Below are 12,638 nucleotides of genomic sequence, written 5' to 3'. Positions count from 1 at the left end.
GCCTGGAACTCGCTGCCGGTGACCACCACCCTCGCGCCCAACACCAGCTACTGGTTCGTCTACAACAGCAGCGACGGCCACCGGAAGCGTCGTCAGGGCCGCTGCCGCGCAGGCCCGATGCTCAGCTCCAGGGCGGCCGGCCGGTGCCCTCGGCCCACAGGGCGAGTGCGCGCCGGTCGACCATGCGGATGCCGACCTGGGCGCAGAACGCCGCCGCGGGCTTGGTGAAGGTGCTGGTCGTCACCACGGCGGCCACGTCGCAGCGGTGGACGTCGCGGTAGGTGCCGTTGACCTTCTGCACGTCCTGGGAGCCCACGAACGTCCGGGGGCCGTACCGCTTGGCCTGGATCAGGATCCGCTGGCCGCCCGGTGTGGTCGCCAGGACGTCCGCGGCCAGGTCGCCGGCCCCGCCGACCACCGTCACCCCGGTGCAGCCGTCCCGCCGGCACAGGTCCGCGAGCGCCTGCTCGAACCCCTTCGGGCTCATCCCGAGGAACGCGCCGATGTGCCGCAACTGCGCCGCGCGGGCCTCGAACGCGCGGCGGTCGGCGGCGGCCCGGCGGCGCAGGACGACCACGGCCGTGACCAGGCCGACGGCCAGCAGGCCGAGCACCAGGAACAGGTGGTGGGCCAGCCAGGTCACGAAGGCCGCCACCAGTGCGAGTGCGGCCAGCGCGCTGCCGAAGAGCACCACGGCGTTGTCGCGGGCCTGCCGGGCCCGGCGCGCGGCGCTCCGGCGTCGTCGTACCGGTCTGCGGGCCACGGCGTCCTCCCCCCTCGGACAACCTCGGACAACCTCGGGCAACGGCGTGCCCGTGATCGTAGGAGCGGCCGCAGGCGGGGCGCCGGGGAACGGGCGAACCCCGGCGCCGGGCGGCGCTAGTTGACCGGATCGCGTTGGTCGGTGGCCGAACCACCTGCCCCGACCGGCCGGGTTTCCGGGTCTCCGCCCCCGCCGGCACGGGCTCTGGCATGCTCACCCGGAGTTGTCGGTGCACGACCAGGGGTGGGGCATGCAGTACAGCGTCAGCGCGAGCGTCTTCCTCGCGATCGTCATCCTCGTCCGGCTCCGCCGACAGACGCAGGCCCGCTCGCGCGTCGACGAGACGGTCACCGTGCTCAGCGCGGCCACCCTGGGCATCCTGATCGCCGCCACCCCGCTCGGCCAGGCCGTCCTCCACCTCGTCGGCGCGGCCACCGCCGCCGCCCGCTGACGCCTTCCGCGCACCGCCGGGCGGGTGCGACGCGCCCGACCGGGTCGGTTGTCGAATGCGGGCCGGTGGCCGGGGTAGGTCTGAGGGCGTACGCGCTGCGGCCGCCGACGGAGGCGGCGCACACGCCCCGCCCCGCCGGTCCGGACGGCGGGCGGTGACCAGGAGGTGGAGACGATGGTGCACGCTCGTGCCGGTGAGCCCGCAGGCCCCGAGGACCTGGTGGACGTGGCCCGGCTGGTGACCGCGTACTGGACGCTGCACCCCGACCCGGCGCAGCCCGGCCAGCGGGTGGCGTTCGGCACCTCGGGGCACCGCGGTTCCTCGCTGGACACCGCGTTCAACGAGGACCACATCGCCGCGACCACCCAGGCGATCTGCGAGTACCGGGCGGCGCAGGGCACCACCGGCCCGCTGTTCCTCGGCATCGACACCCATGCGCTCTCCGAGCCGGCCCGGGCCACCGCCCTGGAGGTGCTCGCCGCGAACGGCGTCACCGTGCTGCTCGACAGCGAGGACGGCTACACCCCGACCCCCGCGGTGTCGCACGCGATCCTCGCCCACAACCGGTCCCACCCGGCCGGCCCGCTCGCCGACGGCATCGTGGTCACCCCCTCGCACAACCCGCCGCGCGACGGCGGCTTCAAGTACAACCCGCCGAGCGGCGGCCCGGCCGGCTCCGCCGCCACCGGCTGGATCCAGGACCGCGCCAACGCCCTGATCGAGGCGGGCCTCGCGGGCGTGCGCCGGATCCCGTACGCGCGGGCGCTGGCCGCCGACACCACCGGCCGCCACGACTACGTCGGCGCCTACACCGAGGACCTTCCGCAGGTGCTGGACCTGGACGCGGTGCGGGCCGCCGGCGTGCGGATCGGCGCCGACCCGCTCGGCGGCGCCTCGGTCGCCTACTGGGGCCGGATCGCCGAGACCCACCGCCTCGACCTCACCGTGGTCAACCCGCTCACCGACCCGACCTGGCGGTTCATGACGCTGGACTGGGACGGAAGGATCCGGATGGACTGCTCCTCGCCGTCCGCGATGGCCTCGCTGATCGGCCGCAAGGACGAGTACACCGTCGCCACCGGCAACGACGCCGACGCCGACCGGCACGGCATCGTCACCCCCGACGGCGGCCTGATGAACCCCAACCACTACCTCGCCGTCGCGATCGACTACCTCTACCGGCACCGCGGCGGCTGGGCGGAGACCGCGGCCGTCGGCAAGACCCTGGTGTCCTCCTCGATGATCGACCGGGTGGCCGCAGAGCTGAAGCGCGAGCTGGTCGAGGTGCCGGTCGGCTTCAAGTGGTTCGTCGACGGGCTGCTCGACGGCAGCGTCGCCTTCGGCGGCGAGGAGTCCGCCGGCGCCTCCTTCCTGCGCCGCGACGGTTCGGTCTGGACGACCGACAAGGACGGCATCCTGCTCGCCCTGCTGGCCTCCGAGATCACCGCCGTCACCGGCCGCAGCCCGTCCGAGCTGTACGGCGACCTCACCGCCCGGTTCGGCGACCCCGCCTACGCCCGGGTCGACGCGCCCGCGACCCGCGAGCAGAAGGCCGTCCTGGCGAAGCTCTCGCCCGCCCAGGTCCGCGCCGACCGGCTGGCCGGCGAGCCGGTGACCGCGGTGCTGACCGAGGCGCCCGGCAACGGCGCGGCCGTCGGCGGCCTCAAGGTCTGCACCGAGAACGCCTGGTTCGCGGCCCGTCCCTCCGGCACCGAGGACGTCTACAAGATCTATGCCGAGAGCTTCCACGGCCCCGAGCACCTCGCCCAGGTCCAGGCCGAGGCCCGCGCGGTCGTCGCCGAGGCGCTCGGCGGCACGGACTGACCGCACGGACCGGTCCTGCACCGCCGATGCCCCGACGATCTAGGATCGGTCCATGTCGCTGCCGCACGCCATCCTCACCGCCCTGCTGGAGAAGCCGTCCTCGGGGCTGGAGTTGACGCGCCGCTTCGACAAGTCGATCCGCTACTTCTGGTCCGCCACCCACCAGCAGATCTACCGCGAGCTCGGGCGGCTGGAGAAGGACGGCCTGATCCGCGCCGTCCCCCAGCCGCCCAGCCGCGGCCAGCGCAAGGAGTACGAGGTGCTCCCGGAGGGCCGGGCCGCCCTCACCGACTGGATCGGGCAGCCCCAGGACCCGCGGCCCAACCGCGACCCGCTGCTGCTGCGCCTGCGCGCCGCCGCCGCGGTCGGCACCGGCGCCTCCCTCAAGGACGAGCTGCGCCGCCACCTGGAGCTGCACCAGCAGCAGTTGGCCGAGTACCGGGAGATCGAGCAGCGGGACTTCCCGGCCGAGCGCGCGGACGCCGAGAACCGCCTGCAGCACCTGGTGCTGCAGGCCGGGATCGGCCTGGAGACCCACTGGGTGGAGTGGCTGGAGGCCGCGCTCGCCGAGTTCGGGTGATCCGGCCGGCCGTCAGTGCCCGGTGCGCCGCCACTGACGGAACCGCCACACCAGGCAGGAGCCGATCGACACCCCGACCACCCCGGCGGCGACCGCCAGCCACCGCTGGTTCGCGATGTGGGCGCCGGTGAAGACCATCAGCACCGAGACGGCGAACGGCACCACCAGCACCGCGATCGTCCGCAGCGCGACCAGCATCGCGAGCGGTCGCACCCTGCCCCGGCCGCGGGTCTTCGCCGCCTCGTCCCGCTCGTCCTCGATCAGCCCGAAGAGGATCGACGCCCGGGTCGCCAGCCGCAGCGTCGCCGAGCGGTACGCCACGCCCAGCACCGGCACCCAGACGAACGGCAGCATCAGGCCGACGGCGACCAGCAGCGCCACCGCCGCCCAGCGCAGGTACCGCAGCCGCCCGGCCGCCGCGCTGCTGCCGCCCGGCGAGATCACCCCGAGCACGTACGCCATCCGCTCGACCACGCGCAGCCACTCGCGCAGCGACAGCCTGGGCGCCGGCTCGCCCTCCGCCGGGCCTTCCGCCGAGCCTTCCGCCGAGCCTTCTCCCGCGCCCTCCGCCGGGCCTTCGGGCACGCGCGTCGCCGGCTCGGGCTCCGGCAGCTCGGCGATCGCCCGCCGGGCCTCCTCACGGGTGGGGTAGGCGCCCTGCAGCACCAGCATGTCGACGGCCCGCTCGGGATCGGTGGCCGACCGCCCCGACAGCTCGGCGAGCTCCAGCACCATCCGGCCCTGGGCGAGCAGCGCGGCGCAGAACATCACCGGGATCAGGCCCATGAAGGGCCCGCCGACGAAGGCGCCCTCCGCGATCGCGGTGTGCACGCCCCGCTCGATCACGGTGTGCTTCAGCTGCTCCGGCGGCACCGACCTGCGCATCTTCGCCAGCCGCTCGACCGACTCGCGGCCGAGCCGCTCGACACCGAACAGGGCGGCCCGCTCGGCCATGTGCGTGGGGTCGTGCCGGATCCGTCCGAGCAGGTCGATCGGCGGCCACGGGGCGCGGCCGCGCTCGGGTGCACGGGGCTCGGCACCACCCATCCGAGCTGCCTCCGTCCCGTGCCGCGGCAGGCCTTTCAGGGCTTGTCCGACGATTCCCGCCGCGCGCGCGACGCCGGATCATCTCTCCCAGCCCCGAGGGGGCCGGGAGGTGCCCCCGGCCCGGACGCCCCGCCGCATCGCCCGAGTACGTCCGGTACGAGGCCGATACGGCGGCACGCCCGGCCGGGCGCCCGACGCCGCGCGCCGATGCGACGCGAATCGTCGGACGAACCCTGAGGCCCTCGCCCCCAGTGTGGCCCGCCGCGGCGACGGAGGCTCGCCGTGACCCGGAGCCGCGGCCGCGACGGGTCAGCGGCGGCTCACAGGTGCTGCTCGATGTCCGGGATCACGTCCTGGAAGGTCCGGCCCTGGGTGGGCGCGCCGATCGCGGTCATCTGCCAGCCGCCGTCGGAGCGATGCACCTTCGCCATGATCTGCGCGGTGTGGCTGCCGCCGCCGGTCAGCGTGTAGCGGGCCAGCTCACGGCCGGTGGCGTCGTCGACCAGCCGGCAGAACGCGTTCTGCACGTCCTGGAAGGTCTGGCCGGTGAACGAGTTGACCGTGAAGACGATCTGGTCGACCTTCTTCGGCACGCGGGTGAGGTCCACCGTGATGACCTCGTCGTCCGCGCCCTGCCCCGCGCCGCCGGTCAGGTTGTCGCCGCCGTGCCGCACCGAGCCGTCGGAGCTGGTCAGGTGCTGGAAGTAGACGACGTCCACCGGCGTGCGGCCCGCGAACAGCACCGCCGAGGCGTCCAGGTCGATGTCACGGGCCATCAGCTTGGCGAAGAACCCCTTGCGGGGAGCGGCCTGCCAGCCGAGGCCCATCCGTACGACCTCCAGCGCACCGCCGTCCGGCTTGCCGAGGTCGACCTTCTGGCCCTTGCCCAGGTTCACGCTCATCCGGTCCGCCACCCTTTCGCTGCGTCGACGCCGTGCCGCCGGCCGGCCCGTGCGGCGCCCGCCGACGGGGAGGATCTTCCCGCCGGAGGGCCGGTCGACTCCCGCCGGGCCCGGTCAGATGCCGCCGGCCGGCAGGAGCAGCAGCTGCTCCGGGTCGAAGGGCATCCAGCGCTCCGCGCCGCCGCGGCGCAGCACCCGCACCCGGCACCACGGGCTGCCGTCCGCCGGGCGCCACCAGGCGTTGATCCGGCCGACCGCCCAGCTGCCGTCCTCGAACCGGACCTCGACCGGCTGGTACGCCTGCTCGACCTGCGTCTGCGGCGGCTCCCACACCTTCGCCCGCCCGTCGTCCACCGTCGACCGCCTCCCGTGTCGTTCGCACCCGGCCGTTGGACTCTACAGCCCTGTAGAGCCCCGGTGCGGGCGAACGCGCCGGGTGGCGGGTCGGAAACCGGCCGTCATCGTCACAGCCCCGGGCCCTTGCGCCGGACCGGCGGACCCGCTCAGAGCTCGACCACCGTCACCGTGCTCGCGAAGCCGTTCGCCACGTAGAGCTTGGCGCCGTCCGGGCTCACCGCGACCCCGCGCGGACCGTCCGGCACCGCGACCGTGCCCGCCACCGCCCGCTCGTCGGTGTCCACCACCGACACCAGGTCGAACGGGAAGTGCGCCACGTACAACCGCCCGCCGTCCGGCCCCACCGCCAGGTCGTACGGGCCGCGGGCCACCGGGATCCGGGCCACCACGACGGCCGCCGCACTGCCCTCCATCGACCCGAGCGCCGACACGTCCAGCACGCTCACCGTGCCCGCGAAGCGGTTCGCCGCGTACAGCAGCCCGCCGTCCGGGCTCAGCGCCAGCCCCACCGCGAAGTCCACCCCGGTGATCCGGCCCAGCGGCGCCCCCAGGCCGTCCGTCACCAGGACGGTGTTCTCGCGCGGCGCCGACACCAGCAGCCGCGCCCCGCTCGGCGCCACCACCAGCCCGAACGGACGCTCCTCGAACACCGTCTCGGCCGTCACCGCGCCGCTCTCCGCCGCCACCACCGACACCGCGGAACGGGCCGGGTCCGCGGTGTACAGCCGCTCCCCGTCCGGGCTCACCGCCACCCCGTACAGCGAGGTCCCCACCCGGTGCACCGCCGCGACCTGCCGCCGGGTCGGCTCCAGCGCCGTGAGCGAACCCGTCCGGGCACAGGTCACCCAGACCCGGCTGCCGTCCCGGCTCACCGTCACACCGTGCGGCCCCGCACCGACCGGGATCGTCTCGAAGCCCCGGCCGTCGGCCGGAGCGGCCGGGACGGGACGGGGAACTGCCATGATCTGCTCCGTTGACGAGCCGCGGACACCGGCCCTTCCACTGTCGCCCGCCCCACCGGCCCGGGCAAACCAGCCCCGCTGCCGCCGTCACGGCCCGCGCTGCGCGTCGTGCGCCAGCAGCGCCACGTACAGCGAGGTCAGTTGCTCCAGGTCGTCCAGGTCGATCCCCAGCAGCGCCTCGATGCTCTGCAGCCGCCGGTACATCGCCGGGCGGCTGACGTGCTGTTCCTGCGCCGCCAGCGACTTGTTCCGGCCCGTCCGCAGGTAGGTGCGCAGCACGTCCAGCAGCTCCCGGTGCCCCAGCAGCGGGCCCAGCTCGCGCCCGATGAACGCCTGCAGCTCCGGCTCGTCCCGCAGCAGCCGGACCAGCCCGCGCAGCCGCACGTCCCGCAGCCGCGCCACCGGGCCGGACGGCGGACCGGCCAGCGCCGCGTCCGCCACGTGCACCGCCTCCAGGAAGGAACGCCGCACCTCGTCCAGCACCCGGCAGCCGAAACCCGCACCCAGCACCGACCCCGCCGCGCCCTCCTGCAGCCGCGCCGCCAGCCGGTCCACCTCCGCGTCCGCGTCGCGCTCCGGCGGCACGCTCAGCAGCACCGCGATCGCCCCGTCCGGCCCGACCCGGGCCACCAGCCCCGCCATCGCCTCCTCGGCGAGCGTGCGGCGCACCGCCTCGCACACCACCCGCGACCCGGACGGCGGCCGCAGCACCACCGGTACGAAGGTCCGCCGCTCGGTCGGCAGCCCCGCCGCCCGGAACCGCGGCAGCAACTGCTCGGGCCGGGCCGTGCCCGACGCCAGGTCCGCGAGCAGCGCCTCCGCCGCCTGGTCCTCCCAGCCGCGCTGCCGGCCGCTCACCGGGTCCGCCAGCAGCCGGTGCACCGCCAGCGCCTCCGCCGCCAGCCGGCCGACCACCCGTCCGGTCTCCTCGCCGCCCAGGTGCCCGAACAGCACCAGATGCCCCCACTGCCGGCCGCGCGCCTCCAGCCGCGCCACCACCCAGCCGTCCGGACCCAGCGTCACCGGACCGTTCCCCAGCAGCTCCGCGACCTGCCGCGACACCCGCTCCCAGTCCCGCAGCAGATCGCCCAGCGCACCCGGCTCCCCGGCCGAGGCCAGCACCCGGTGCGCCAGGTTCACCACCACCGCCGGACAGCCCGCGAACCCCGCGACCTCGTCCAGCAGCCGCTGCAGCGGCACCCCCGACAGGTTCAGCGCCGCCAGCGCACCGCCCATCCGGTCCGACAGGTCCAGCGCCGCGTACCGGCCGTGCAGCAGCCGCGCGTGCACCTCCTCCGTCAGCCGCGCGAACGGCGCCGGCCGGTGCAGCACCACCAACGGCACCCCGTACCGCTGCGCCGCCCGCCGCATCGCCTCCGGCGTCGTCGAGAACGCCCGCCCCAGCCCCAGCACCACCGCGGCCGCCCCGGCCCGCCCCATCGACTCCATGTACGCGGCCTGCGCCCGCTCGTCACCGGCCAGCAGCAGACCGGTCGTCAGCACCACCTCATTGCCGGTCAGCATCACCGCGACGTCCGCCGCCTCCGCCACGTGCAGCCAGCGCACCGCCCGGTCCAGCCCCTCCGGGCAGGCGACCACCTCCGCGTCCCACGGCGCGACCAGCTCCAGCGCCAGCACGTCCCGCACGGTCAGGCGGCCGTTCTCCACCAGCTCTCCCCTCGCCAGGACTCCAGCCGGTCGGGGGAGTCTACGCGCAGCACCCCCCCGCCGGGGGCCGGGCCGACACACCCCGTCACTGTGGGACGGCGCACGTTGCCGCCCGTAGCGCCGCCGTGCCAGAGTGCGGCCATGGTCCACCCCACCGTGCCGCAGCCGACCCTCGCGCCCTCCGCCGTCTTCGACTGGCTGGACGAGGCCGCCGACCTCCGCGCCCGCGCCGGCCTCACCCGCACCCTGCGCAGCCGGCCCGCCGACGACCCGGTGCTGGACCTCGCGAGCAACGACTACCTGGGCCTCGTCCACCACCCCGCCGTCACGGGGGCCGCCGCCGAGGCCGCCCGCCGCTGGGGCGGCGGCGCCACCGGCTCCCGCCTGGTCACCGGCACCACCGCGCTGCACACCGAACTCGAGGACGAACTCGCCGAGTTCTGCGGCTTCGAGGCCGCCCTGGTGTTCTCCACCGGGTACGCCGCCAACCTCGCCGCCCTCACCGCGCTCACCGACCCCGACACGCTGATCGTCTCCGACGCGTACAACCACGCCTCGCTGATCGACGGCTGCCGGCTCGCCCGCAGCGACGTCCACCGCGCCCCGCACGCCGACCCGGACGCCGTCCGCGAGGTGCTCGCCACCCGCAGCCACCGCCGGGCCCTGGTCGTCACCGACTCCGTCTTCTCCGTCGACGGCAACGCCGCCCCGCTCGCCGGCCACTGCGCCGCCGCCCGCGCCCACGGTGCCGCGCTGCTCGTCGACGACGCCCACGGACTCGGCGTCCTCGGCGACGGCGGCCGCGGCGCCCTCGCAGCCGCCGGCCTCGCCGGGGCGCCCGACACCGTCGCCACCGTCACCCTCTCCAAGTCGCTGGGCTCCCAGGGCGGCGCCGTCCTCGGCCCCCGCCGCGTCATCCGGCACCTCACCGAGACCGCCCGCACCTTCATCTTCGACACCGGCCTCGCTCCGGCCGCCGTCGGCGCCGCGCTCGGCGCCCTGCGCCTGCTGCGCGCCGAACCGCACCGCGCCGACCGCGCCCGCGAGGTCGCCCACACCCTCGCCGCCCGCCTCACCGCCGCCGGCCTGCACGCCTCCACCCCGGACGCCGCGGTGGTCTCCGTCCGCGCCCCCGGCCCGGAGGCCGCCGTCCAGTGGGCCGCCGACTGCCGCACCGCCGGACTCGCCGTCGGCTGCTTCCGCCCGCCGTCCGTCCCCGACGGCATCTCCCGCCTGCGCCTCACCGCCCGCGGCGACCTGACGGACGCCCAGATCACCGAGGCCGTCCGCATCATCGCCGCCACCGGCCCGGCCTGACGGCCGTTCCGGGGGCGCCGGGGCGGACCTGCTGCGTCCCCGGAACGGCCGTACCGACACACCCCCGCGCGCGCCCGCCGCGGGCCCCCGGTTGGCCATGATGGTGCCTCGCAACCGTCGCCAGCGAGGAGCCCCCGACGTGCCCGAACCCCGTGTCCTCCTGGACGGACTCGTCCTCGGCGAGTCGCCCCGCTGGCACGACGACCGGCTCTGGTTCTGCGACTGGGGAGCCCACGAGCTGATCACCGTCGACGCGACCGGCACCCGCGAGACCGCCGGCCGCGTCGACGCCTTCCCGTTCTGCATCGACCCGCTGCCCGACGGCCGGCTGCTCGTCCTCGCCGGCAGCGACCGCCGGCTGCTGCGCCGCGAGGCCGACGGCACCCTCGTGCCGTACGCCGACCTGCGCCCGCTCTGCGACCGGCCCTGGAACGAGGTCGCCGCCGACGGCCGCGGCAACGCCTACGCCAACTGCATCGGTTTCGACCTGATGTCCGGCGAACCGCCCGCCCCCGGACTGGTCGCCCTCGTCACCCCGGACGGCACCGCCCGCACCGTCGCCGGCGACCTCGGCTTCCCCAACGGCATGGCCGTCACCCCGGACGGCACCACCCTCCTCGTCGCCGAGTCGTACGCCTCCCGGATCACCGCCTTCGACGTCGCCCCCGACGGCAGCCTCACCGGCCGCCGCACCTGGGCCGAGATCGAGGGCTCCGCCCCGGACGGCATCAGCCTCGACGCCGAGGGCGCCCTCTGGTACGCCGACGTGCCGAACCGGCGCTGCGTCAGGGTCCGCGAGGGCGGGGACGTCCTGCAGACCGTCGAGACCGACCGCGGCTGCTTCTCCTGCGCCCTCGGCACCCCCGGCGGCACCCCCACCCTCTACATCACCGCCGCCGAATGGACCGGCACCGCCGGAGCCACCGCCGCCCGCACCGGCCTCCTCCTCACCGCCCCCGCCCCCGCCCCGCCGGCCCCGCGGCCCTGACCGCACACGTCGACCCTCGGTGACCCGGCGCCCTTCGGATCACCGCACACCGGCGGGCCGGTCCGGATCCGCCGCCGAGGTGGATCCAGGCGTTGGCGGCACGGCCGCGGGCGCGGTCCGGAGGTAGGTGCACCCCGGAGTGCACCGGCACCAGCCGTGAAAGCGCAACTCCACTGCGGCGCGGGCCGGGTCGGCCTCGCCACTGACCGCCAACTCCGCCTCCAGGAAGGGAACCAGGGGGGAGGACATCCGCCGGCAGCGGCGGCTCGATCGTGCTCCCCCCGGCAGGCCGCGCACTCCCGACGGCGGCGCGGGCCGGGTCCTCCGGCACACTCTGTCTCCACGGATGTGCCCGGACGACCGTGCCGGGTGCGCGTCCTCCGGAGCAGGAGGGTCCGACCACACCCCGGGGGCGTTCCGCGTGCACACACCTGCCGACTACCTCCACCTGGCGCATGCCTCGAACGACGGGGCGGTTCTGCACGGGCTGGTGCGATGCGACCACTCCTTCGTGTGGCAGGCGCTGGCCGCCAATCCGCACACCCCGCCGGCCGCCCTGCGGGAGCTGGCCGCGGCCCGCCACAGCACCTGGAACGACAACCGGCTGCTCCTCCTGCTGGCCGGGCACCCCGCCGCGGACCGAACCGTCCTGCGAGCCGTCCTGGACGCCACGGCCGCGAAGCTCACGGAGGGCGAACGGCCCTACGCCGCCGTGCTGGCGCTGGCGGGCCGGACCGAACTCGACGTCGCCGAGGTGAGGCGGCTCGGGACGCTGCCGGGGGCTTCCGGCCGTCTGCGCAGCCTGCTCCGGCGACGGCTCGCCGCCCGCGGCTGACACCTCGCCGACCACCCCGGCGCCGCGGCCCACCACTGGAGTCGGCGTCAGGCCCGTGGCGGCGCGGTGTGGACGGCCTCGGCGAGCCAGTCGGCGGTGGCGGGCAGCCAGTCGGGGAGGGCGGTGCCGAGCAGGTGGTTGCCGTGGGGGACGAGCAGGAGTTCGGCGTTCTCGAGCTGACGGGCCAGCAGGTCGGCGTTGGTGACGCCCGGGATCCGGTCGTCGCCGCCCTCGACGACCAGCAGCGGGAGGTCGAGCTCCGCGGTGATCGTGCCGAGGTCGACCCGGTCGGCGAACTCCCGGGCCGCCGCCAGGCCGCCGCAGCGCTGGGCCAGGGTGGCGACGACGAAGGGTACGAGGCCGTCCCAGTCCAGCCGGTACGGGCCGCTGACCAGGGCGGCCGCCCGGACCCGCCGCTCCTGGGCGGCGGCGGCCGCGGCGAACCAGCCGCCCAGGCTCAGCCCGATCACCGCGACGCCGTCCTCGGTGTCGAGGCCCTCTCGGCCGGCCAGGTGGTCCACGGCACGGCCGATCACCTTCCCGTAGTCCGGCTCGAAGGTGCTGGTCGTCGCCAGGACGCCCTGGCCCGGTCCGTCGATCGCGAGGACGGCCGTGCCGCGGGCGAGCAGCGCCTCCGCCACGGCATGGAACTCCTCCTTGCCGGAGTCCAGTCCGGGCACGACCACCACCACCGGCGCCGGCCGCCCGCCCGCCGGGCGCCGGAGCCACCCGGCGAAGCCCTCGCCCTCGACCCGTTCGGCGTCCGGTTCGAGCAGTGCCAGGGCCGAGCGCATCGCCTCGTCCGCAGCCCCGGCCGTCCGGGCGGCCGCCGCCCGGTCCGAGTCGGGGACGAGCCCGCCGACGTGGAACCAGCGGGCCGCCGTCCGGTAGGCCTCGCCCGCCGTCCGGGTCCGGCCCGCGGCCGAGGCGGCCTCCGCGACCGC

Annotated in this window: 13 protein-coding genes; 6 read left to right on the top strand and 7 right to left on the bottom strand. The window is 75.9% G+C overall.

What is annotated here, in order from left to right; translation table 11 throughout:
* Positions 1 to 121: 121 nt before the first annotated feature.
* On the bottom strand, positions 122 to 763 hold the full coding sequence (locus ABZ641_RS14330; protein WP_359981786.1) for a restriction endonuclease: 642 nt from the start codon (positions 761 to 763) through the stop codon (positions 122 to 124).
* 229 nt (positions 764 to 992) lie between these two features.
* Between ABZ641_RS14330 and ABZ641_RS14325 the strand changes: the two genes are divergently transcribed.
* From ABZ641_RS14325 to ABZ641_RS14315, 3 genes are all read left to right on the top strand, one after another.
* Entirely contained in the window at positions 993 to 1,214 is a 222-nt protein-coding gene (locus tag ABZ641_RS14325) for a hypothetical protein (RefSeq protein ID WP_359981783.1), read from the top strand.
* Positions 1,215 to 1,388: 174 nt separating this feature from the next.
* Positions 1,389 to 3,038, top strand: a complete 1,650-nt coding sequence (gene pgm / locus ABZ641_RS14320; RefSeq protein WP_344622934.1) for a phosphoglucomutase (alpha-D-glucose-1,6-bisphosphate-dependent) — start codon at positions 1,389 to 1,391, stop codon at positions 3,036 to 3,038.
* Between the two features lie 52 nt (positions 3,039 to 3,090).
* Complete coding sequence (locus ABZ641_RS14315; protein ID WP_344622933.1) at positions 3,091 to 3,618, top strand: PadR family transcriptional regulator; 528 nt, start codon at positions 3,091 to 3,093, stop codon at positions 3,616 to 3,618.
* Positions 3,619 to 3,630: 12 nt separating this feature from the next.
* Here ABZ641_RS14315 and ABZ641_RS14310 read toward each other — a convergent pair whose 3' ends face one another.
* The 5 genes from ABZ641_RS14310 to ABZ641_RS14290 form a co-directional block, all read right to left on the bottom strand.
* Positions 3,631 to 4,665, bottom strand: coding sequence for a hypothetical protein (locus ABZ641_RS14310; protein WP_359981780.1), 1,035 nt, complete (start codon positions 4,663 to 4,665; stop codon positions 3,631 to 3,633).
* Between the two features lie 320 nt (positions 4,666 to 4,985).
* Complete coding sequence (locus ABZ641_RS14305) at positions 4,986 to 5,567, bottom strand: TerD family protein (protein ID WP_344628053.1); 582 nt, start codon at positions 5,565 to 5,567, stop codon at positions 4,986 to 4,988.
* Positions 5,568 to 5,681: 114 nt separating this feature from the next.
* Positions 5,682 to 5,921, bottom strand: a complete 240-nt coding sequence (locus ABZ641_RS14300; RefSeq protein WP_344628052.1) for a hypothetical protein — start codon at positions 5,919 to 5,921, stop codon at positions 5,682 to 5,684.
* A 149-nt stretch (positions 5,922 to 6,070) separates the two neighbouring features.
* Entirely contained in the window at positions 6,071 to 6,886 is an 816-nt protein-coding gene (locus ABZ641_RS14295) for a YncE family protein (protein ID WP_359981776.1), read from the bottom strand.
* Positions 6,887 to 6,973: 87 nt separating this feature from the next.
* Positions 6,974 to 8,554, bottom strand: a complete 1,581-nt coding sequence (locus tag ABZ641_RS14290) for a PucR family transcriptional regulator ligand-binding domain-containing protein (protein WP_344628050.1) — start codon at positions 8,552 to 8,554, stop codon at positions 6,974 to 6,976.
* A 141-nt stretch (positions 8,555 to 8,695) separates the two neighbouring features.
* On the opposite strand from ABZ641_RS14290, the gene ABZ641_RS14285 reads away from it, so the two are divergent.
* From ABZ641_RS14285 to ABZ641_RS14275, 3 genes are all read left to right on the top strand, one after another.
* The gene (locus ABZ641_RS14285) at positions 8,696 to 9,871 is read left to right on the top strand and encodes an 8-amino-7-oxononanoate synthase (RefSeq protein ID WP_359981773.1); all 1,176 of its coding nucleotides are present in this window, start codon (positions 8,696 to 8,698) and stop codon (positions 9,869 to 9,871) included.
* Positions 9,872 to 10,010: 139 nt separating this feature from the next.
* A complete protein-coding gene (locus tag ABZ641_RS14280) occupies positions 10,011 to 10,859 on the top strand; it encodes an SMP-30/gluconolactonase/LRE family protein (protein ID WP_344628048.1) in 849 nt (282 codons plus the stop codon).
* A gap of 421 nt (positions 10,860 to 11,280) precedes the next feature.
* Positions 11,281 to 11,694, top strand: a complete 414-nt coding sequence (locus ABZ641_RS14275; protein ID WP_359981770.1) for a hypothetical protein — start codon at positions 11,281 to 11,283, stop codon at positions 11,692 to 11,694.
* Positions 11,695 to 11,741: 47 nt separating this feature from the next.
* Here ABZ641_RS14275 and ABZ641_RS14270 read toward each other — a convergent pair.
* Positions 11,742 to 12,638, bottom strand: an 897-nt coding sequence (locus ABZ641_RS14270; protein WP_359981767.1) for an alpha/beta fold hydrolase, incomplete at its 5' end; no start/stop codon positions are given.

Source organism: Kitasatospora sp. NPDC007106 (assembly GCF_040634455.1).
In the GTDB taxonomy this organism is placed as follows: domain Bacteria; phylum Actinomycetota; class Actinomycetes; order Streptomycetales; family Streptomycetaceae; genus Kitasatospora; species Kitasatospora arboriphila.
Note: the sequence above shows the minus strand (reverse complement) of the source record. Positions and strands in the feature narration are given on the sequence as shown.

Excerpts from the sequence above, each read along its gene's own strand:
- ABZ641_RS14315 (WP_344622933.1), top strand. The coding sequence starts at position 3,091 with ATGTCGCTGCCGCACGCCATCCTCACCGCCCTGCTGGAGAAGCCGTCC.
- ABZ641_RS14295 (WP_359981776.1), bottom strand. The coding sequence starts at position 6,886 with ATGGCAGTTCCCCGTCCCGTCCCGGCCGCTCCGGCCGACGGCCGGGGC.
- ABZ641_RS14285 (WP_359981773.1), top strand. The coding sequence starts at position 8,696 with ATGGTCCACCCCACCGTGCCGCAGCCGACCCTCGCGCCCTCCGCCGTC.
- ABZ641_RS14305 (WP_344628053.1), bottom strand. The coding sequence starts at position 5,567 with ATGAGCGTGAACCTGGGCAAGGGCCAGAAGGTCGACCTCGGCAAGCCG.
- pgm (WP_344622934.1), top strand. The coding sequence starts at position 1,389 with ATGGTGCACGCTCGTGCCGGTGAGCCCGCAGGCCCCGAGGACCTGGTG.
- ABZ641_RS14310 (WP_359981780.1), bottom strand. The coding sequence starts at position 4,665 with ATGGGTGGTGCCGAGCCCCGTGCACCCGAGCGCGGCCGCGCCCCGTGG.